Raw genomic sequence first — 21,113 nt, 5'->3', positions numbered from 1 at the left:
TCGATAACAACAAGGGGCGGCGTAGATACCGCGAATGGAAGCGAAAGGCAAAATCGTGCGGCGAAGCCGCGTCGATCCGCCAAGGCGGGAAAGTTCGTTGTCGCTCTACCGCGCCGAAGCGCTCGTTTTTTGCGCGATGCCGCAGGCGATGACGGCCAAGGCGCCGAGGGCCAGCCACCACTCCTGCCAGACCCCGAAGCTGAAGCCGCTGACCACCAGATAGGAGACCAGCGCGCCAGCCGCCATGGCGCCGTCGCGACGGTCCACGCCGGTCCACCTCACCACGCCATACAGGATCCAGGCGTAGAAGGCCGCCGCCATGGCGGCTCCAAAAGCGCCGAGTTCCAGCCAGAGCTGCAGGGGAGCGTTGTGGGTGTGCAGCGGAATGGCCGAGCCGAACGTGCGGCTGGCGTCGATCCCCCACCCGCGCATCGGATGCTGCAGGATGCGGTCGGTGGCGAAGGCCCAGATGTTCAGGCGATGATCCCAGGACGGCGGCGCCAGTGTGTGCAGCCAGGCGACGAGGCCTGACTTCTCGCCCCAGAGCATGGCCATGGGCGCGAAGATGAAGGCCGCCGAGACCAGCGGGATCAACACTCGCGCGACCGGCTTGCCGATGAGGCGCACGCCGAGCCAGACCAGCCCTCCCAACAGCAGGGCGGCGACCGGCGCGTCGGCTCCCGTGACGTGCGCGACGATCAGGATCAGCCCAAAGAGAAGCGCCACCAGGACATTGCGCCCCTTGAACGTCGAGGCGCCCAGCACGCGCGCGCACGGCCACAGCAGCAGAACCAGCGGATAGGCCCCCATCGACACCTTGACCATCGCCAGATCGGGCGTCAGCGGATCGCCGCTGGCCTCGCGGATCGCCTGGTAGATCGGCGCGCCCAGCAGGCCATCCAGGCAGGTGATCAGCGCCAGCAGGCCAGCGCCGATCAGCATCACCCGCGACGCCAGCCGCGCCGAGCGCGTGGACATCTGGCCCAGCATGGCCACCGCGGCGCCATACAGACCCAGCTGCAGAAAGAGTTTGATCGCCGTGAAATTCTCCACGGCGCCGAACTTCTTGAGCTTGGCAGGATCCGGTAGGGCGGGCGTCCAGCTCAGGCTGATCAGCGACCACAGCGCCAGCAGCGCCAGGGCGAACATCGGCAAAAGCGGCGGTCGCGACCGGAACAGACCCGGCGCCGCCAGCAGACCGACGAGGCTGAGAAGCGCCGCGAACTGCTTGGGGGCGAGGTAGCCCAGCAGCGGCGTCATCACCATCATGAAGACGGCCAGGCCGCCCAGCCAGCGTGTGCGGCGCTCCGGAGCGTCCGTCAGGACGCCAGCGCCCGTCATCCCACCCCGCCGACTTCGACCGGCACGTACTTCTCGCGCATCGTGACGAGTTCCTCGGCCAGGGTCGGATGGACGGCGCAGGTGGAGTCCCACTGCGGCTTGGTCACGCCCATCTTCACGGCGATCGCGGCCATCTGAATGATCTCGGGCGAGTCGGGCCCCACAACGTGAACGCCGACCACCTTCTGGTCGTCGGCCTTGACCACCAGCTTGATCAGGCAGCGTTCCTGGCCGCCGTAGAAGGTGATCTTCATGGGACGGAACACCGAGCGGTAGATGTCGACCGCGCCGAACGCGTGCCGCGCCTCGGCCTCGCTCATGCCGACCGCGCCCACCGGCGGCTGCGAGAACACCGCCGAGGCGACCATGTCGTGATCGAAGGTCGTCGGATTGTCGTAGAACTCGGTCTGGGCGAAGGCCGCGCCCTCGCGGATCGCCACCGGCGTCAGGTTGATCCGATCGGTGACGTCGCCGACGGCCCAGATGCTGTCGACATTGGTCTTGGAATGGGCGTCGACGGCGATCGCGCCGCGCTCGTTCAGCTTCACCCCGGCCTTCTCGAGGCCCAGCCCATTCACATAGGGCTCGCGCCCCGTGGCGAACATCACCGCCTCGGTCTCGAAGGTCAGGTCGTTGTTGAGCACGCTGAGCAGCGTCCCGTCGTCCTGCTTCTCGATACGGGTGTGCGAGCAACCCAGCACGACCTTGATCCCGCGCTTGCCCAGCTCGTCGGCCAGATGCGCGCGCACGTCGTCGTCGAAGCCGCGCAGGATGTTGGCGCCGCGATAGAGCACCGTCGTCTCGACGCCGAGGCCCGCGAAGATGCCGGCGAACTCGACGGCGATATAGCCGCCGCCGACGATCATGATGCTCTTGGGCAGGGTCGGGAGATGGAAGGCCTCGTCCGAGGTGATCCCGAACTCGGCGCCGGGGAACTCGGGCTTCACCGGACGGCCGCCGGTGGCGATCAGGATCTTGCGGGCGGTGTAGGTCCCCGCGTCGTCGGACCCATCCTTGGGCAGCACCTCGACGGTGTGGGCGTCCACGATCTGGGCCCGGCCGTGCAGCAGATCCGCGCCGGCCTTCCGAAGGTTGGTGACATAGATCCCCGACAGGCGCGCGATCTCGACGTCCTTGTCGTGCAGGAATTTCTTCCAGTCGAACTTGGCGCCCTCGAACGTCCAGCCATAGCCCTCGGCCGTCTTCAGGTGGCTGGTGACCTCGCTGGCGTAGACCATGAACTTCTTGGGCACGCAGCCGCGGACGACGCACGTGCCGCCGACACGGTATTCCTCGGCCACGCCGACCTTTGCGCCGCTCATGGCGGCCAGCCGCGCCGCCCGCACGCCGCCGGACCCCGCGCCGATGACGAAGAGATCATAGTCGTAGTCAGCCATCACCGGTCTCCGAACCTAAAGCGTGGGGCTCTATGTAGGACGTCAGGGAACCAGACGCACCACGCCCTCGTCCGTGCCGACCAGCGCCTCGTCGGCGAGGTCGAGGAACAGGCCGTGATCCACCACGCCCGTGACGCTCTTCAGCGCCGTGGCCAGGGCGGCCGGCTCGTCGATGCGGCCCGAGGCCATGTCGTAGATCAGGTTGCCGCCGTCGGTGACGACGACACCCCGCTCGGCCGTGCGCAGACGCGGCGGCGGCAGGTCGAACTCGGCGGCGATGTCGGCCAGGCGATGGCCGGTGTGGACGTGGCCGAAACGCACGACCTCGATCGGCAGCGGGAACTTGCCCAGGGCCGGGACGCGCTTGGCGGCGTCGGCGATCGCCACGCAGCGGGTCGAGGCTTCCCAGACCAGCTTCTCGCGCAGCAGGGCCGCGCCGCCGCCCTTGATTAGGGAAAGGCCGGGCCCGATCTCGTCGGCGCCGTCCACGGTCAGGTCGATCGTCTTGACGTCGTCCAGCGCCACCAGCGGAATGCCCAGCTCCCGCGCCAACGCGGCGGTGGCGTCCGAGGTCGGCACGCCCTTGATGTCGGTCAGCTTGCGCGCGGCCAGCGCCTTGACGAACCAGGCGGCCGTCGAGCCGGTGCCCAGACCCACCACCATGCCGTTCTCAACGAGTTCCGCGGCGGCCTCGCCCGAGGCGCGCTTCTGATCGTCGGCGCTGCTCATTTCGTCTTCGCGTCCTTCTTCTTATCTTTTTGGGCTTGTTTGAGGGCGCGAAACTTGGTCGCCCACCCCGCCTTGATCGTCTGTTCCGGACGCGCCAGGGCCAGCGCCCCGTCCTCGACGTCCTTGGTGATCACCGAGCCCGAACCGGTCATGGCCCCGTCGCCGACCCGCACGGGCGCGACCAGGGCGCTGTTGGAGCCGATGAAGGCGCCCTTGCCGACATGGGTCTCGAACTTCTCGAAGCCGTCGTAATTGCAGAAGATGGTTCCGGCCCCGATGTTGGCCTTCTCGCCGATCGAGCCGTCGCCCAGATAGCTGAGATGGTTGGCCTTGGCGCCCTTGCCGACCTTGACCTTCTTGACCTCGACGAAGTTGCCGATGTGGGCCTCCGGCCCAATCTCGGCGCCGGGCCGCAAGCGGGCGTAAGGGCCGATCAGGGCGCCCTCGCCGACATGAGCGCCTTCCAGATGGCTGAAGGCCTTGATCACCGCGCCGCTCTCGACGCTGACGCCGGGACCGAAGACGACGAACGGCTCGACCACCGCCCCGCCAGCGATCTTCGTGTCCCATGACAGATGGACGGTGTCGGGCGCGGGCATGGTCACGCCCTCGACCATCAGGGCGTGGCGGCGGGCCGCCTGCCAGACGGCCTCGGCGGCGGCCAGCTCTCCTTGCGAATTGACCCCCTGCACCGAGGCCTCGGGCGCGAAGGCCGCGCGGGTGACCAGCTTGCGGTCATGAGCCAGGCCGACGACGTCGGTCAGGTAGTACTCGCCCTTGGCGTTGTCATTGCGGACGTTGGCCAGAAGGTCGAACAGGATCGCCCGATCGGCGGCCAGGACGCCGGAATTGCAGTGCTTGACCTGCCGGGTGGCGAGGTCCGCCTCTTTTTCCTCGACGATGCGCAGCAGCACGTGGCCGGGCGCCAGGATCAGGCGGCCATAGCCGGTCGGGTTGTGCGCCTCGAAGCCCAGCACCGCGACATGGGCGCCGCCGGTGATCTGGTCGAACAGCGGCGCGATCACCCCGGCGGTGGTCAGAGGGCAGTCGGCATAGGTGACGACCACGTCGCCGTCGAAGTCGGCCAGCGCGTCCTTGGCCGCCAGCACCGCGTGGCCAGTGCCCAGCGGCGGGTCCTGGACCACGGTCGCGTTCGGCCCCAGGCGCTTGCGCGCGGCCTCGCCGACCTGAGGGCTGTGCGCGCCGACCACGACGATGATCCGCTCGCAGCCCAGGCCCTCGGCCGCGTCGATCGCGTGGTCCAGCAGGGTCCGGCCGGCCAGCCCGTGCAGCACCTTGGGCGTCGGCGACTTCATCCGCGTGCCCTGCCCGGCCGCCAGAATCACGGCGGCGCGCGGCCGGATGGGCTTTGAGACGGGGACGGTCATGGCTCTCGCGACTCCCTAGAGGCGAACCAAAGTTGCATTAGCCGTGCAATTGGCCGAAAGGCCAGACCCATGCACGCGCTTCATGACCTGAACGGGGCGACCATCGCCTTCGACCTGGACGGCACGCTGGTGGACACCGCGCCCGATCTGGTGGGCTCGCTGAACTCCATCCTGGCCGAGGAATCCCTGCCCGCCCTGCCCTTCGACGAGGTCCGGCTTATGGTCGGACGCGGGGCGCGGGCCCTGCTGGAGCGGGGCTTCGCCGCCGCCGGCGCGCCGCTTGACGCCGAACACGCGCCGGCCCTGGTCCAGCGCTTCATCGCCCTCTACCTGACCCGCATCGCCGACGAGAGCGCGCCCTTCCCCGGCGTGGTCGATGTGCTGACCGAGCTGAAGGCCGCCGGCGCGCGCCTGGTCGTCTGCACCAACAAGCTGACCCATCTGTCGGTCGCCCTGCTGGACGCCACGGGCCTGACACCCTTCTTCGACGCGGTGGTCGGCGCCGACAGCGCCCCGGCCGCCAAGCCCGACGGTCGGCACGTCGCCGCCGCCGTGGCGGCTGTCGGAGGCGAAGTGACACGCGCGGTGATGGTCGGCGACAGCATCAACGACGCCCTGGGCGCCAGGAACGCCGGCGTGCCCAGCGTGCTGGTGTCGTTCGGCTACACCGAGGATCCGGTCGAGACCCTGGGCGGCGATTTGGTCATCCACAGCTTTTTGGACGTGCCCAACGCCTGCATGACGCTTTTGGCCTCTTGCCCCGCGCCGAACACCGGGCTATAGGCCCCCTCCTCTCGCGGACGGGTTCGTTTCGAACCTCTCCACACGGCGGATGCGTAGCTCAGCGGGAGAGCACCTCGTTCACACCGAGGGGGTCACAGGTTCAATCCCTGTCGCATCCACCATTTTTCCAAATAAAAACAATGCATTATGGCCCGGTAACCCGATACCGGCCGGCATTTGGCTTTGCTTGCCAGTTATTTGCCAGAAACGATGGTTCGCACGCCGCGCGTGAGGGATTTACCGACTAGCCGCGGCGGTCTCCCCGCCGCCGCAAAGGCCATTGTTATGTCATAACACGTGGGCTCTAAGGCGATGCTCGCTATGGGAGACGCCCCGATGTTCAAGCCGCACGCCATCGTGGCTATAAGCCTTTTGCTGACCGCCTGCGCCACGACGCCGTCGTCGCCTCCCGCGCCTCTGCGCATCGCCACCTGGAATATGGAGCACCTATCGGAGGATGGCGCGCAGGGCTGCAAGGCGCGCACCGATGCAGACTACGCGCTGATGCGCAGCTATGCCGAACGCCTAAACGCCGACGTCATCGCCTTCGAGGAAGTTCAGTCCATCAAGGCCGCCGCCCGTGTTTTCGATCCGGCCAAGTACCAGCTGATTATCGAGCACAGGCCCGCTGGCGATCACTTTGCATGCAGCGGCCAGGAGGGTCGCAAGCTAACCCGGCAGGCTGTCGGCTTTGCCATCCGCAAAGGCGTCGCCTTCGACCGCGCTCCGGATCTCGCCGAACTGGCGATCGGCAATCCCAATCTGCGCTCAGGCGTCGACATCACTATCCGCGCGCGGGGCCACTCTCCGCTGCGCCTGCTGGCTGTCCACCTGAAGTCAGGCTGCTTCAACGGCCTCAAAGGCGACGCCTGCGAGACCCTGCAGCAACAAGTTTCGGTTTTGGAGAAGTGGATCGACGCGCGCGCCGCCGAACCCGTCCGGTTCGCCGTGCTGGGCGACTTCAACCGCCGGCTCGCTCGCAAAGACGATGTCCTGTGGACTGACCTCGACGACAGCCAGCCCGCCAATGCCGACTTGTCGCTCGCCGAGGGGCTGGCCACGCCCAAGTGCGACCCGCGCTTCAAGGAATTTATCGACCACATCGTGCTCGATGCTCGCGCCACTCGCGACCTGGCCGGGTTCGAGGAGCTGACCTACGCGCCGACCGACGGCCACCCTTCCGATCACTGCCCGGTCTTGGTCTCCCTGAAGTAGGCTGCGAACGGCATTGGGCCAGCACGCCTGAGGCAGAGCCTCAGCCAGGCGAGCGTGGACGCCCCGAAAGGCTATGGGACCTCCGAACCTCCGGTACGTGCAGGACCTGGGCAGCTTAGGCGCCCCCCCCCTTCGGCTAGCTTGCCACTAACGACGCACTAGTGTTGGGGTTGGCCTTAGCGAGCCACCTCATCGTAAGCACCCTTATACGGGTATTTAAGCCGGATTTTAGCCAATAAAAACCCTTATATGGGCCTTTAAAATAAGACTTATCATTGGCGTTATGGATATCGCCATAAAAGCCATTATATGGGTTGTTACGCACGCTGATCCTGACAAAGGCCCATAAAAGGGTTCTTACATGCCAGTACCCGATATCAAACTCGAAGCTCGCCTTAGCCAAATTGGCGAAGGTGTCGCCGCCTACAGGCTCAATCACAACCTCACTCAACGGCAGTTGGCTGACGACGCTTCGGTCTCGCTCAATGCGTTGCGCCGGCTTGAGGGTGGGCAAAACACATCGCTCGATACGTTGATTAGAGTTCTTGAGGCTTTGAACCTGGGTGATCGGCTCGAGATTCTAACTCCGGCAGCCGAGGTGCGTCCTGTTGATCGGGTACGCCTCGCCACAGGCTCCGAGCGTAAGCGCGCGCGTCCTACCGACCATAAGGTAACGACGACGTGGACTTGGGGCGACGAGGAGTGACCGACGCGACGGTTCGTCTTTGGGGTCGCGATATCGCCGCCGTTAGCTGGCTGGAAGATCGCGACTATGCGGTGTTCCAGTACACGCCCGAATTTGCCCAAAGCGGTATTGGCGTCTCGCCGATTGTCATGCCGCCGCGCACAGCGCCATACGAGTTTCCGGCTCTGCCGCGCGACGCCTTCAAGGGCCTGCCGGGGCTGTTGGCCGATTCCCTGCCGGATAAGTACGGCAACGCACTGATCGACGCCTGGCTTGTGCGCGAAGGCCGCGACCCAGCATCTTTCAACCCGGTCGAGCGACTCTGCTACATTGGGACCCGAGGCATGGGCGCCCTTGAATTTCACCCCACCCTACTCAAAGCGCCCCACAGGTCCCGCCAGCTCCGGATCGACGCACTCGTCGATCTGGCCAATCAGGTGCTTGATCAGCGTCTGGGCATGCGGGGCAAGCTCGCCGGGACCGACGACCACGAAGCGATCGAAGAGATACTGCGCGTCGGGACCTCAGCCGGCGGAGCTCGGGCCAAGGCCGTCCTGGCCTGGAACCCGGAAACCGGCGAGTTTCGATCTGGTCAGGCTCCCGCCGAAACCGGCTTCAGCTACTGGCTGATAAAGTTCGACGGCGTCAGCAACAATCGCGACAAGGAACTGGTCGACCCGCAGGGTTTTGGCCTGATCGAGTACGCCTTCTCGAAAATGGCCAGCGACGCCGGGATCGAAATGTCAGAATGCCGCCTGCATTATGAGGGCGGCCGCAGCCACTTCATGACCAGACGGTTTGACCGCACCGCCGCCGGCGGCAAGCTGCACATGCAGTCACTGGCGGCGCTGCGCCATTTCGATTTCAACCTGCCGGGCGCCTATAGCTACGAACAGGCGGTGGAAACGATCCACAAACTCGACGCCGAGGCTGATGCGATCGAACAGCAATTCCGGCGCGCGGTGTTCAACATCTTCATCCGCAACCAGGATGATCATGTGAAGAACATCGCATTCCTCATGGATCGCAGCGGGCGCTGGCGCCTGTCTCCAGCGTTTGACGTCGCCTACTCATATAACCCGACCGGCGAGTGGACGAGCACGCACCAGATGGCGCTTAGCGGCAAGCGCGACGACTTCACGATCGAAGACCTGATCACGTTTGGAGCCTATTGCGGCTTCAAGCGTCGCAAGAGCCTGTCCATCATCAGTGAAATTGCAGACCGAGTACGCGACTGGCCGGCCTATGCGCGGGCTGTGGGTGTGCACGAGCCTGATGGTCGTCGTATTGGCGAGCAACTGCGCCTCGACCTTGCGCCGCCCGCCAACGCCTAATCGGCCCTGCTGACGATTGTAGCCGGCCGACGCGCCGCATCACCGTGCGGCTAGCCGCACGCGATGCGATACGGACTCAACGCGATCGGCTGCGCCCGCTTCTGCCGCGCGTGAAGCCACGCGCGACCTTGGTCGTGGAGGGCCGTCCAGGGCAGTCGCTGATGGAAGCCGCCGTCCAGAACAATGTGCCCGGCATCGACGCCGACTGCGGCGGCGCCTGCGCGTGCGGCACCTGCCAGGTCCATGTGCAAGCGCCCTGGCAAGAGGCCCTGACGCTGCCCAGCGCCATGGAAGCCGAGATGTTGTCATTCACGAGCGACCCGCAACCCTCTAGCCGGCTGGCCTGCCAGATCATCCTCGAAGAGCGACACGAGGGTCTGATGGTGCGCGTGCCAGCCCACCAACACTAACCCTCGGAGAGCCAAAATGTCCGCATCCTCTTCGCCCTTGGCGTCCGTTGTCGGCCCGTCGCACATCGCGTTGGAAGTCAGCGACCTCGAGCGCTCGTTGGCGTTTTATCAGCGCGTCCTGGGGCTTGAGATCTTCTATGACGAGCGCCAGACCGGAACGCCGCCGAGCATCAAGGGCATCGTCGCCGGCTTCGCCATCGAACTGGGCCAAATCCCCCCCCCGCCGGGCTCAGGCAACCCCTCCCAGGTGCGGCCGCAAGCGGGCGCGCCCTGCATGGCCTTCACGATCGAAGACGCCGTCGGCGCTCACGGTCGTCTCAAGGCGGAGGGTGTGTCGGTCGAGAGCGCGGTCAAGGAAATCCAAGGCGTCAAATTCTTCTATGTCTACGATCCCGATGGGTATCCGTTCGAACTCATAGAATTCCCGCTCGGGGCGAGGGCGTTGGCCGACCTACGCGCCTACTTCGACGTGACGTCATCGGGATAGGCCTGCAGTCGCACGTTCTAACTTGTGAAGCCCCGATGGGGACGGAGTGCGCCAGAAGCCGCCGTTGGCACTCCTCCCGACACACGACGTTCAGCGGGCGCGCGTCTTCCATTGAGGCCGCGTTATTGCTGGTGGACTCATGGGCTCGGTGATCTCGAACGAGACGGGCTGTCCGGTTTTCCGCTGGATGATCGTGGCGCTTGCGCGTAGCGCGCCGTCCGGCGCCACGTCACCGACACGGAGCTTCACTAGGTCATAGCCCCTGAGATTGGCGTCTATTGCGCAATTGAACATGTCGAGGTCGCGGAGTCGCCCGTTCGCTTTGAGCTGCTGTCGGATCCCCCAAATGTGCCTGGGCTTGAACGGCGGTTTGGGGCCGATCACCCGGCCCGTGTTCCAGGGGCGCTTGGGCGGGAGGAAGAGATCAAATTGAGCCATGTTCGCCTCCTGCGAATTGGCTACTCCCCTCGCTTCATTCTACCACGTTTGAGCGCTTCACGCGCGGGCGGCGCTTAGCCGACATTGGGTCGCGTCTTCGGCCCGCGAGATAATTCCGCTCCAGCGCGTTCCAGATCTGGCAAGGTCATACCGTCGGGTGGCTGGACATAGAGCCTTGCTGGTGGGCGCCATCCAACCGATCTTCGCGCATAGAGTGGACGCACCATATCCGAGCGTCACCGGCGCGCACATTCGTGCGCGCCGGGTTTCCTGCGGGCAGGCCTATTCCGCGGCGACCGGGCTAGCCGCCTTGCCGATGGCGCGGCGGCGCGCGCCCACCAGCAGCTTGGCGGCGAAGATAGCCAGGGTGAAGGCGCCGCCGGCGAAGACAACATCGCCTGGCACCCGCATCCAGACGAGGACCTGGACCAGCGGCGAGTGGATGACCGCGGGAGAGCGGGCGAACCAGAGGCCGTGCTCGATGCTGGCAATCGCCTGAATCACACCCACCGGCAGCAACGACAGGAACAGCATCATCGCCAAGCCGCCGTTTAGCATCCAGAAGGTCGCGGCCAGCAGCCGATCGTCCCAGGCTTCACGCCGCGCCAGACCTCGGAAGCAGAACAGCAGCAGACCAATGCCCAGCATCCCGTACACCCCGAAGAGCGCCGCGTGACCGTGGGTGGCCGTCGTGTTCAGCCCTTGGATGTAATAGAGGCTGATCGGCGGATTGATCATGAAGCCGAAGACCCCCGCGCCGAGCAGGTTCCAGAACGAGACCGCCACGAAGAACAGGATCGGCCAGCGATAGGTCGCGACCCAGGGCGCGGCCCTGGTATGCCTGAAGGTCTCGAAGGCCTCGGCGCCGATCAGGGCCAGCGGCACGACCTCGAGCGCCGAGAACACCGAACCGATCGCGATCACCGAGACGGGCGTGCCGGCGAAGTACCAGTGGTGGGCCGTGCCCAGAACGCCGCCGAACAGGAACACGATGGTCCCGAACAGAACCGCGCCATTGGCCGACTTGGCCCGCACCAAGCCGAGCTTCACCATCAGCAGACTGATGACCGCCGTGGCGAACACCTCGAAGAAGCCTTCGACCCACAGGTGGACCACCCACCAGCGCCAGTACTCGACCATGCTGATGTGGGTGTGCTTGCCCCACATGAAGCCAGCGCCGTAGAACAGGCCGATGGCGATCGTCGACAGGAAGAGGATCCAGAGGACGGGCTTGCTTTCCGAGGGCGCCTTGAGGGCGGGCCACAGAGCCCGGCCCACCAGCACCAGCCACTTCATCAGGCCCACGAAGAGCAGAATCTGCCAGAAGCGGCCCAGGTCAACATATTCCCAGCCCTGATGGCCGAACCACCAGTTGGCGTTCAGGTCGAAGACCTGCTGCACGCCCAGCCACTCGCCGGCCATCGACCCCAGCACGACAACCACCAGCGCGACCCAGAGTAGGTCGACGCCCAGCTTCTGGCCCTTTGGCTCGTGACCCGAGATCATCGGCGCGACATAGAGACCGGTGGCCAACCAGGCGGTGGCGATCCAGAAGATGGCGAGCTGGGTGTGCCAGGTGCGGGTCACCGCGTAGGGAATGATGTCGGAGATCGGCACGCCGAAGAAGGCGTGGCCCTCCACCGAATAGTGGGCGGTGACGGCGCCCAGGCCGACTTGCAGCAGGAAGAGGCCGATCACGGTCAGGAAATACTTGCCCGTCGCCTTCATCGAAGGCGTCGGCTTCATGGCCGCCAGCGGGTCCTTGTCCGGCGCGACCAGGTGGTCCTCGGACTTGGTGCGGGCGTGCCAGAAGGCCAGGGCGCCGACGGCGAAGATCAGCAGGATGACGCTGGCCACCGACCAGACGATGGTGGGGGCGGTCGGCGTATTGCCGATCAAGGCCTCATGCGGCCAGTTGGCCGTATAGCTGATCACCTCGCCGGGACGGTTCGTGCTGGCCGCCCAGCCGGTCCACCAGTAGAACGCGGCGATGGCGGTCCGGCGGGTCGGATCCTTCACCGCGCCATTGGCGATGGCGTACTGCTCGCGCAGCGCCTCCAGCGCCGGGTCCGATCCTAGCAGCGTCTCGTAGTGGCCACGCACCTGGCGCATGGCCTGGGCGCGATCGCCACTGACCGTGACGACGCCGGTCTTGGCGTCATAGGTGTTGGTCCGAATCTCGCGCTTCAGGCGTTCGCGCAGGGCCGCCTGACGCTCGGGCGACAAGGCGTCATAAGCCGCCTTGAAGTCGCGCCGGGCCCAGATATCGAGCAGGGCCGTGGCCTCGCGGTGGACCTGATCGGCCGACCAGTCGGGCGCCACATAGCCGCCGTGCCCCCAAATGGAGCCGACCTGCTGACCGCCCATCGACTGCCAGGCCAGTTGGCCGGTCTCGATGTCCGCCTTGGTGAGCAGCACCTGCCCCGAAGCGTCGACCACGCGGGTCGGGATCGGCGGGGCCTGTCGGTGAATTTCGCGTCCCATCAGCCCCAAGACGGTGAAGGACACCGCCATCACCAGGGCGAGGACGAACCATAGTCTTCGGGTGTTCATCTCGCTTCCCCTCGCCGGTCGGGACCGTCCCATTCGGCGTTCGGGATCAGGATGACGACTGGCGGCGGAGCCGACGTTGCTCGGGAGCAACCTCGCTCCGATCAAACCGCCTTTGCGTGGCGCGCGGCGGCCGCCGGCAGACGCGCGTCGAAGGCCGCGGCGACCACGCGCATCAGGCGGCGGGCCGCCTCCGGAATCGAGACCACGGCGCCGTCGCGGGCGCAGAGGCTCGCCAGTCGCAAAGCGTCGACGGCGGAGAGCTCGGCGTCCAGATGATTCTCGGCGAAGCCTTGCTCGCGGCAAATCGCGGCCACGTCCACGCGCATGTCGCACATCAGCCGCTCGATCACGGCCGCGCGGAGGCGGTCCTCGGCGTCGAGAACCAGCGCCCGGCTAAGGGGAAGCTCGCCGCGCGCGACGGCGGCCGACCACTGGTCGGTCGGCACAAGATTGCCGACGAAGCCTTCCCGGAACTGGCCGATCGACGACGGGCCGATCGGAACGAGCACGGGCGCTGGATCGTCCGTGTACCCCTGGAAGTTCCGACGCAGCCGCCCTTCCGTCGCCGCGTGGGCCAGGGCGTCGCCCGGCAAGGCGTAATGGTCGAGGCCGATGCGGACATAGCCCGCCTCTTTCAGCGCCGCGTCGGCGGCCTCGGCCTGGGCCCAGCGACCGTCCAGATCGGCCAGGTCCGCCTCGCGGATCATGGTCTGGTGCTTCTTCATCCAGGGCACGTGAGCGTAGCCGAACACGGCCACCCGATCGGGCCGCAGCTGGACCGCCAGGCGCGCGGACTCATGGACGTTTTCGGGCGTCTGCCCCGGTAGGCCGTACATCAGGTCGAAGTTCAGGCCTTTGACGCCGACGGCGCGCAGGCGCTCGGTCGCGCGAGCGACGTGGTCGTAGGGCTGGATGCGATTGACCAGAGCCTGCACGGTCGGGTCGAAGGTCTGGACGCCCAGGCTGACTCGATTGACGCCCACGGCGCCGGCCGCGTCGACAAAGGCCTCGGACAGCATGCCCGGGTCCAGCTCGGCGGCGATCTCCGCGCCCGGGCGTGGACGGAAGACCGTCTTGAGCCGGGTGACCAGGGCGGCGAAATCCTCGGGGCTGAGCGCGTTGGGGCTTCCCCCGCCGAAGTGCAGGTGCGCCAGGCCGTCATGCTTGCCGAGGCGCGCGGCCACCAGGTCTACCTCGCGCATCAAGGTCTCGAAGAAGGTCCCGACCCGCTTGTAGCTATGGGCGATCGACGTGTGGCAGCCGCAGTACCAGCAAAGGCGCCGACAGAACGGCACGTGCACGTAGACCGACAGCCGATCCTCGACGCGGGTCCGACCGAGCCAGGACTTGGCCGCGCTTGCCTGCTCGGCGTCGAAGGCCAGGGCGGTCGGATAGCTAGTGTAGCGAGGAAGGTTCCGTTCGGCGTGCTGGCGCTGGGCCGGGGTCAGGACCGAAGGGGTCATGCGCAAAGTCCTAGAAGCTCGTCCTGCCGGCGCAGACGCACGCGGCGGGAGGCGCGCGCGTCGATCAGCCCCTGGTCCTGGAGATGCGACAAAGTGCGGGAAACGGTGTGGATGGTCAGGCCCAGATAGTCGGCGATGTCCTGGCGGGTCATCGGCAGGTCGAATTCGTCGTCCGCGTCGAAGCGCTGGGCGAAGTCGATCAGGAAGGCGGCGACGCGCTCGACCGCGCCTAGCCGCGCCAGCATGGTCGCGTGGTTCTGGCTACGTTGCAGCCCATGTGACGCGATCGACAGCAGGCGCTGGCCCAGCAAAGGATCATGGGCCGACAGGCGGCGCAGTGTGGCGACCGGAATGGCCAGCATGATCACGTCGGTCATACCCTCGGCCGAACAGGCATATTCGCCGCCTGGCTCGAGTCCTAGGACATCGCCCGGGACGTGGAAGTCGCAGACGTGCCGACGTCCGTCGCCCAGCAGCCGGTAAGTCCGCACCGCGCCCGCCAGGAGCTGATAGACGGTGTCGACCGCTTCGCCCTGAGCGAAGATTTCCTCGCCCGTCGCCCTGCGAATACTGACCCCGGCGGGGACCAGCGTCGGGGAGGGCGGCGGATCAAACTTGGCGAAGGCGAGGGTCATGAGCGGCCCGGCGGCTGAGGCTTGTGTCGACCTGAGCCTTAGCAACCGCGCCGGTCGCGCCGTTATTCGGGAAATCGCCCTAGGTAGAATTCCGGGATTAAGCTCGAGCACGGTCGGGCTTAGGGCAGGCGCCAGGATTTCACTTAAGGTCAGCCGCCCCCCATGTTCGCCAGCATCGCTCCCCATAGTCTCCGTGGCGCGGACATGTTCGGCCATCTGGACGACGTCGCCGCCGCCGACGTACTCGGCGCCGGAACCGTGCGGCCACTGGCCGCCGGGCGCGTCGTCTTCAGCCAGGGCGATCCCGGATCGACCTGTCACACGCTGCTCGAAGGGCGGATCAAGATCGTGCAGGCGCGCCCCGAAGGCAGCCAGTCGGTGATCCGCTTTATTGGCCCCGGCGAGATGTACGGCACCGTCGCCGCGTTGATGGGTAAGCCGTTCCCCGCCGACGCCGTGGCCGTCGTAGACAGCCTCGAGATCTACTGGACCGTCGCGGCCATGCGTCAGCTGATGGCGCGCTACCCCGAGATTGCCATGGGTTCGGCCGCCTCCGCTGGACACCGGCTGTTCGAGTTGCAGGACCGGGTGGGCGAGATGGCTGGAGAGAAGGTCGAACAGCGCATCGCTCGCACCCTCCTGCGTCTGGTGCAGCAGGCCGGTCGCAAGACCGAGGGCGGCATCGAAATCGACTTCCCGATCACCCGACAGGAGCTGGCCGAGATGGCCGGCTCGACCCTGCATACGGTCAGTCGGACGCTGGCGGCTTGGGATGAGCGCGGCGTCACCGCCAGCGCGCGCCGCCGCATCGTCGTCCGCCGGCTGGATGTTCTGACGAACCTGGCCGAGGCGGGCTAAGCTCTCCAATCCGAGCAAGGTGACAACGCCGCCGCTCCGGGAGCGATGGCGCTTTGGCGACATCACTTGATCGCGGCGAAATCGGCCGTCAGGCGCTTCTTGGCCATGCTGGGAGCGGTGGCGATGGCGGCTTCCGCCTCGGCGGCGTTCGGCTTGCCGTCGCCGACCTTGGCCACGAAGGCCATGCCCATCGCCCAGTGCGGCGCGCACTTGAAGCCATAGACGCCGGGCTTGGCGACCTTCACTACGACTTCCTTGCCCAACAAGCCTTTGACCGGCGCCGCGCCGGCCGGCCACATGCCCGGGATCGTCTCGGCATTGTGGCCGACGTCGGTCGGGATGAAGCGGACGGTGTCGCCCACCTTCAGCTTCGCGGTCGCCGGCTCGAACACCATCATGCCTTGCGAGCCCTGGTTCAGCATCTTGACCTGCAGCTCGGCCGCGCCAGCGGTTCCGGCGATCGCCACCGCGCCGATCATGGCGCCGGCGGCGAGAACGGATTTCAACATCTTCACTCACCTTTGTCTGGGCGCGGGCGATCAGCCCGCTCGCCGCCACCGATAGACCGGGCGCGAGACGGGAACCTTGCTCCAAAGCAAGCTGGCGCGAATTCGCCTCGGTCGTCCGAGCGCGGCCTCCTTGTCGATCGACAATCCCCCGCCGGCTCGAATCCGCCAGCCTCCTGGTCTTTGGAACAGGAGCCGGATCATGGCCTTCGACATTCCCCTGGCCGCGGAGATATGGGCCGCGAAATATCGGTTCGCGCCGGACGCCGGCGACGGCGACGTCACCGTCGAGGACAGCTGGCGACGGGTGGCCGAAGCGATCGCGCAAGCCGAGCCCGCCGAAGCCCGGGAGGCCTGGCGCGAGAAGTTCCTCGACGCGCTGGGCGACTTCCAGTTCATGCCCGCCGGCCGCATCTTCGCGGGAGCCGGCACCGGGCGGGCGGTGACCCTCTTCAACTGCTTCGTCATGGGAACCCTGCCCGACGACCTGCCGGGCATCTTCGAGCACCTGCGCGAGGCGGCCGTGACCCTGCAACAGGGCGGCGGCGTAGGCATGGACTTCTCAACCATCCGCCCTTCCGGCGCGCCGGTGCGCGGCGTCGGGGCCGACGCCTCGGGCCCTTTGAGCTTCATGGACGTCTGGGACTCGATGTGCCGCACGATTCTATCGGCCGGCCAGCGGCGCGGGGCGATGATGGGCTGTCTGCGCATCGACCACCCCGACATTGAGGCCTTCATCGACGCCAAGCGCGAGCCGACCCGCCTGCGCAACTTCAACCTCTCGGTCCTGGTCACCGACGCCTTTCTTGAGGCGCTGGCCGCCGACGCGGACTGGCCGCTGGTGTTTGGCGGCGAAGTGTTCAAGACGGTTCGGGCCAGCGATCTCTGGCGGCGGTTGATGACGGCGACCTATGCCTACGCCGAACCGGGCGTGATCTTCGTCGACCGGGTCAACGCCCGAAACAATCTCGCCGATTGCGAGACGATCTGCGCCTCCAACCCCTGCGGCGAGCAGATGCTGCCGCCCTATGGGGCCTGCCTACTCGGCTCGATCAACCTGGCGCGCCTAGTCGCCGCCCCCTTCACGGAGGGCGCGGTCCTGGACGAGGAGAAGCTGGCGGAACTGACCCATGTCGCGATCCGGTTCCTGGACGACGTGATCGACGTCTCGCGTTTCCCGCTGGAGGCCCAGGCGGAGGAGGCGCGCGCCAAGCGGCGCCTGGGTCTGGGCGTTACGGGGCTGGCCGACGCCCTCATCTTCTGCGGACAGCGCTATGGCTCGCAAGAGGCCGCCCAGACGATCAAGCGGTGGCTGGGGATCATCAAGCGCGAGGCCTACCGCGCCTCGGCCGCCCTGGCCGCCGAAAAGGGCCCCTACCCGCTCTGGGACCCGCGCGTGCTGGATCGGCCAAACCTGCTGGAGCTCGACGACGACACCCGCGCGCTGATCGCCAAGCATGGATTGCGCAACGGCTGCCTGACCTCGATCGCGCCCACGGGCACCACCTCGCTGGTGGCGGGCAACGTCTCTTCGGGCGTCGAACCGGTCTTCGCCTACGCCTATAGCCGCAAGGTCCGGCAACCCGACGGCTCGACCCGCCAGGAGGCTGTCGAGGACTACGCCCTGACCGTCTGGAAGCGGCTGCATGGCGAGACCGAGCCCCCGGCCGATGTCTTCGTCTCGGCCCAGACCCTGACGCCGCGCGAGCATCTGGTCATGCAGGCGGCCGCCCAGTCGATGATCGACAGCTCGATCTCCAAGACCGTCAACTGCCCGGCAGACATCGCCTTCGACGCCTTCTGCGACGTCTATCTCGAGGGCTGGCGGATGGGCTGCAAGGGTCTGACGACCTATCGCCCCAACGCCGTCACCGGTTCGGTCCTGTCGGTGGATACGCCGCCCGCCGAGCCCCCCGCGTCGACGCCCGAGGCCACGCTTGGCGAAACGCCGCTGATCGCCCGCGACGAGGCGCTCTCGGGCATGACCTACAAGATCAAGTGGCCGCACAGCGCCCACGCGGTCTACGTGACGGTCAACGATGCGGTCGTGGACGGCCAGCGGCGACCTTTCGAGATCTTCGTCAACTCCAAGAACATGGAGCACTACGCCTGGACGCTGGCCCTGACGCGAATGATCTCGGCCGTGTTCCGGCGCGGGGGAGACGTCGGCTTCGTGGCCGAGGAGTTGAAGGCGGTGTTCGATCCGCAGGGCGGCGCCTGGCTGTCGGGCCGCTACGTGCCCTCGCTGCCGGCGGCGATCGGCGGCGTGGTCGAGCGGCACCTGCGCCAGGACCTCGCGACGCCCGCGCCCAGGGTCGCCGAGGCCCTCGCGCCCCAGGCCGACGCGCCCCGCCCCGCAGTCTGTCCGCGCTGCGCCAGCCCCGCCCTGATCCGCAAGGAAGGTTGCGACACCTGCACCGATTGCGGCTACTCCAAGTGCGGCTAGACCCCACGAAAAAGGGCCCGCTTTCGCGGGCCCTTCCTCTTTCCAGGGACAATGCGATCAGAGCTTGAAGTCGAGGCTGACCCAGGCCCGGGTGGCGTCGGGATAGGTCCGGCTTTGCGTCTCGAACCGGGCGACGCCCAGCTCGAACGTCCAGCCCTTGGCGATCGGCGTCGAGACCATCGCGTCGACTTCGCGCCCCAGGTTCTGGGATCCCACGGTGGTGTCGAAGTCGTGGGCTTCGCCCGTCAACTTCAGCGGCTGCTTGACGCCGACGGTCGTCGTTCCGCGCAGGAAGACGTCGCGCACGCCCTTGGCCGGCGTGGCGCCGATCACGTCCGACAGGCCCTGGAAGCCATGCAGGGAAGCCAGCGGCGTCTGGAAGGCGTGGACGCCGTCGCCCTCGAGCCGTTCGAGGTTGAGCGAGAGCGCTGATCGGGTCGTCTTCAAGCCCAGGGCGGCGACGTCATAGTCCAGGGAGAAGCCTTGCGGGTTGCCGCCCCAGTCGGTCTGGTGGGCGTGCTCCAGCTCCCAGGTTCCGCTGAGGCCGGGCCCCAGCACACGGGCGCCGGCCAGCCTCGCCCCGAAGGTCTTGGACGACTGGCTCGCGGCGTTGTCGAAATCCAGCAGCACGGCGTAGGCTGTCGCCCTGCCGATCGCGCCCAGATCGGCCTCGGCATGCAGCATATGCGCGTCGCCGCGCCAGACGCCTTGCGACGACTTTCGACCCAGCGGCCGGCGCACGCGATCGGCATAGGCGTAGGTCAGGGTCACGCTCTGGGCCGGCTTGGCGGTCAGCTTGACCGCGTCGAAGGTCTGCTCGTTCTGCCGCCAGCCGCTGTTGCCGACGAAGCGGGCGTTGCCGAAGACGATGCGCTGCCGGCCGACATCGACGCCCACGGCGGCGGTCGGCTTCCATTCCAGCGCCGCGCGATTGAGCTCGACCGTCTCGGGATCGGGAAGGGTCGCCTTGCCGGACTTGGCGTGGACGCCATCGGCATAGTCGTCGACCAGGGCGCGGACGGCCTCCATCTCGATCAGGGCGGTCAGGGTCTTGGCCAGGGGCTGACGCCAGCCGAGGCGCAGCCGCGTCGTGACGGCCTCGGCGTTCGGACCGTCGGGATCATAGAGCTCATAGCGCGTGCGCGCCTCGAGCAGGAGCTGGCCGGTTTGCGCGGGCGCTTCGGCGGCCCGCGCGGACGCGGCGAAGGCGAGCGCGCTCACGCCCGCCAGCGCCAGCAGGACATGCTGTCTCATGGATCAATCTACTGTCTGTCGGAGAAGAAAAAAGGGGCGGCGAACGCGCGCCGCCCCAGGGGACATCGTCTTAGTGGCCGCCGCCCTTGTGCGGGTTCGGCGGAGCGTTGAAGACCTCGGGATTGGCGGGGCCCTCGACGGTCAGGATGCCGGCGCCGCCACGCTCCAGGCGGCTCAGGGCGTGATCGACCAGGATGTAGTTGCCGGGTACTTCCAGCTTGAAATCGACGACCGTCGCGCCGCCTGGAGCGACCGTGACCGTCTGGACGTCCTTGATCGGCGTGCTGGTCAGCGAACCGTACGGATAGACGTGGTCGAAGATCTCGCCGATCACGTGGAAGCTGGACGTCTTGTTGGGACCGCCGACGCCGAAGAAGATCCGGACCGTCTCCCCGACCTTGGCGCGTAGCGCCTTGTCGCCGGTCAGCGCCTTGGAGCCGCCGTTGAAGATGTAGAACTCAGGTTGCTCGTTCAGGAGCTTCTCGATGCTCTCGTTCAGCAGGCCTTTCGAGCCCATGGCCTCGTCGGTATAGACCTCACCCTGCATGACGTAGAACTCGTGATCGACCTTGGGCAGGCCCTCCTCGGGCTCAACCAAGATGGCGCCGTACATGCCGTTGGCGATGTGCTCGGCCACCATCGGGGTGGCGCAATGATAGACGTAGAGACCCGGCGCCATCGCCTTGAAGGTGAAGGCCTGCGTTTCGCCTGGCGCGGCCATGGTGGCGACGCCTCCGCCGCCGGGGCCGGTCACGGCGTGGAAATCGACATTGTGCATGTGTTCGCTGTCGGCGGCGTTCTTCAGCGAGACCTCCACGGTGTCGCCGACCCGGACGCGGACCATGGGTCCTGGCACCTTGCCGTTGAAGGTCCAGAATTTGAAGTTCGCGCCATCGGCCAGCTTGCCGACCACTTCCTGGGTGACAAGGTCGACCTTTACAGTCGCGGGCGCGCGGCGCGCGATCGGCGGCGGCAAGTCGGTCGCCAAGCGGACGGTGTCGGCGACGGCGGGGGCCGGGGCGTCCGGCGTGGCGCCAATGGCGGCGGTCCCGATTAGGGCGAACGCCGCGGCGGTGGCGAAGAGAGCGAGGGCTTTCATGTTCCTATCCTCCGACGCCCGAACGGCGCCGATGAACGGACGGGTAGACCTCCGAGCATCCCGATCTTTGTGCATGGACAAACTGCGCCTTA

General features: G+C 66.8%; 18 protein-coding genes, 1 tRNA gene and 1 pseudogene. 9 read left to right on the top strand and 11 right to left on the bottom strand.

Annotated features, from left to right (window positions below):
- Positions 1-105: 105 nt before the first annotated feature.
- The 4 genes from J2728_RS16515 to glmU are packed head-to-tail and all read right to left on the bottom strand — an operon-like array spanning position 106 to position 4,855.
- A complete protein-coding gene (locus J2728_RS16515) occupies positions 106-1,341 on the bottom strand; it encodes an O-antigen ligase family protein (protein WP_310000911.1) in 1,236 nt (411 codons plus the stop codon).
- Positions 1,338-2,738 carry a glutathione-disulfide reductase gene (gor, locus tag J2728_RS16510; RefSeq protein ID WP_310000909.1) on the bottom strand — a complete coding sequence of 467 codons (1,401 nt, stop codon included), beginning with the start codon at positions 2,736-2,738 and terminating at the stop codon, positions 1,338-1,340. Before gor ends, J2728_RS16515 begins: the two co-directional genes overlap by 4 nt.
- Positions 2,739-2,780: 42 nt before the next feature.
- Positions 2,781-3,467 carry a ribose-5-phosphate isomerase RpiA gene (rpiA, locus tag J2728_RS16505; RefSeq protein ID WP_310000906.1) on the bottom strand — a complete coding sequence of 229 codons (687 nt, stop codon included), beginning with the start codon at positions 3,465-3,467 and terminating at the stop codon, positions 2,781-2,783.
- A complete protein-coding gene (gene glmU / locus J2728_RS16500; RefSeq protein ID WP_310000904.1) occupies positions 3,464-4,855 on the bottom strand; it encodes a bifunctional UDP-N-acetylglucosamine diphosphorylase/glucosamine-1-phosphate N-acetyltransferase GlmU in 1,392 nt (463 codons plus the stop codon). Before glmU ends, rpiA begins: the two co-directional genes overlap by 4 nt.
- Positions 4,856-4,924: 69 nt before the next feature.
- Between glmU and J2728_RS16495 the strand changes: the two genes are divergently transcribed.
- The 7 genes from J2728_RS16495 (at position 4,925) to J2728_RS16465 (ending at position 9,769) form a co-directional block, all read left to right on the top strand.
- Positions 4,925-5,638, top strand: coding sequence for a phosphoglycolate phosphatase (locus tag J2728_RS16495; protein WP_310000902.1), 714 nt, complete (start codon positions 4,925-4,927; stop codon positions 5,636-5,638).
- Between the two features lie 47 nt (positions 5,639-5,685).
- Positions 5,686-5,760: transfer RNA gene (locus J2728_RS16490), tRNA-Val, on the top strand.
- 214 nt (positions 5,761-5,974) lie between these two features.
- Complete coding sequence (locus J2728_RS16485; RefSeq protein ID WP_310000900.1) at positions 5,975-6,853, top strand: endonuclease/exonuclease/phosphatase family protein; 879 nt, start codon at positions 5,975-5,977, stop codon at positions 6,851-6,853.
- A 361-nt stretch (positions 6,854-7,214) separates the two neighbouring features.
- Positions 7,215-7,559 carry a helix-turn-helix domain-containing protein gene (locus J2728_RS16480; RefSeq protein WP_310000897.1) on the top strand — a complete coding sequence of 115 codons (345 nt, stop codon included), beginning with the start codon at positions 7,215-7,217 and terminating at the stop codon, positions 7,557-7,559.
- A complete protein-coding gene (locus J2728_RS16475; RefSeq protein ID WP_310000895.1) occupies positions 7,556-8,872 on the top strand; it encodes a type II toxin-antitoxin system HipA family toxin in 1,317 nt (438 codons plus the stop codon). The genes J2728_RS16480 and J2728_RS16475 overlap by 4 nt, the downstream gene beginning before the upstream one ends.
- A 110-nt stretch (positions 8,873-8,982) precedes the next feature.
- A complete protein-coding gene (locus tag J2728_RS16470; protein WP_310000888.1) occupies positions 8,983-9,282 on the top strand; it encodes a 2Fe-2S iron-sulfur cluster-binding protein in 300 nt (99 codons plus the stop codon).
- 16 nt (positions 9,283-9,298) lie between these two features.
- Entirely contained in the window at positions 9,299-9,769 is a 471-nt protein-coding gene (locus tag J2728_RS16465; protein ID WP_310000887.1) for a VOC family protein, read from the top strand.
- 141 nt (positions 9,770-9,910) lie between these two features.
- On the opposite strand, the pseudogene J2728_RS16460 reads toward J2728_RS16465, so the two are convergent.
- The 4 genes and pseudogenes from J2728_RS16460 to J2728_RS16445 form a co-directional block, all read right to left on the bottom strand.
- A pseudogene (locus tag J2728_RS16460) lies at positions 9,911-10,207 on the bottom strand (site-specific integrase); the annotation flags it as partial.
- Positions 10,208-10,489: 282 nt separating this feature from the next.
- Positions 10,490-12,760 (bottom strand): nitric-oxide reductase large subunit, encoded by a 2,271-nt coding sequence (locus J2728_RS16455; protein WP_013080123.1) that lies wholly within the window; start codon positions 12,758-12,760, stop codon positions 10,490-10,492.
- 101 nt (positions 12,761-12,861) lie between these two features.
- Positions 12,862-14,223 (bottom strand): oxygen-independent coproporphyrinogen III oxidase, encoded by a 1,362-nt coding sequence (gene hemN, locus J2728_RS16450; RefSeq protein ID WP_013080124.1) that lies wholly within the window; start codon positions 14,221-14,223, stop codon positions 12,862-12,864.
- Positions 14,220-14,858, bottom strand: coding sequence for a helix-turn-helix domain-containing protein (locus J2728_RS16445; protein WP_013080125.1), 639 nt, complete (start codon positions 14,856-14,858; stop codon positions 14,220-14,222). The genes hemN and J2728_RS16445 overlap by 4 nt, the downstream gene beginning before the upstream one ends.
- Positions 14,859-15,062: 204 nt before the next feature.
- Between J2728_RS16445 and J2728_RS16440 the strand changes: the two genes are divergently transcribed.
- The gene (locus J2728_RS16440; RefSeq protein WP_227878847.1) at positions 15,063-15,716 is read left to right on the top strand and encodes a Crp/Fnr family transcriptional regulator; all 654 of its coding nucleotides are present in this window, start codon (positions 15,063-15,065) and stop codon (positions 15,714-15,716) included.
- Positions 15,717-15,778: 62 nt separating this feature from the next.
- Here J2728_RS16440 and J2728_RS16435 read toward each other — a convergent pair whose 3' ends face one another.
- Complete coding sequence (locus tag J2728_RS16435; protein WP_013080127.1) at positions 15,779-16,225, bottom strand: pseudoazurin; 447 nt, start codon at positions 16,223-16,225, stop codon at positions 15,779-15,781.
- A 199-nt stretch (positions 16,226-16,424) separates the two neighbouring features.
- Here J2728_RS16435 and J2728_RS16430 point away from each other — a divergent pair, with 199 nt between their 5' ends.
- On the top strand, positions 16,425-18,668 hold the full coding sequence (locus tag J2728_RS16430; protein ID WP_013080128.1) for an adenosylcobalamin-dependent ribonucleoside-diphosphate reductase: 2,244 nt from the start codon (positions 16,425-16,427) through the stop codon (positions 18,666-18,668).
- Between the two features lie 57 nt (positions 18,669-18,725).
- Here J2728_RS16430 and J2728_RS16425 read toward each other — a convergent pair whose 3' ends face one another.
- Positions 18,726-19,922 carry an alginate export family protein gene (locus J2728_RS16425; RefSeq protein ID WP_013080129.1) on the bottom strand — a complete coding sequence of 399 codons (1,197 nt, stop codon included), beginning with the start codon at positions 19,920-19,922 and terminating at the stop codon, positions 18,726-18,728.
- Between the two features lie 70 nt (positions 19,923-19,992).
- Positions 19,993-21,021, bottom strand: a complete 1,029-nt coding sequence (nirK, locus tag J2728_RS16420; RefSeq protein ID WP_310000882.1) for a copper-containing nitrite reductase — start codon at positions 21,019-21,021, stop codon at positions 19,993-19,995.
- Positions 21,022-21,113 lie beyond the last annotated feature (92 nt).

The sequence above is a fragment of the Caulobacter segnis genome (assembly GCF_031454995.1).
Lineage (GTDB): Bacteria > Pseudomonadota > Alphaproteobacteria > Caulobacterales > Caulobacteraceae > Caulobacter > Caulobacter segnis_E.
This window is presented reverse-complemented; position numbering and strand designations above follow the sequence as displayed.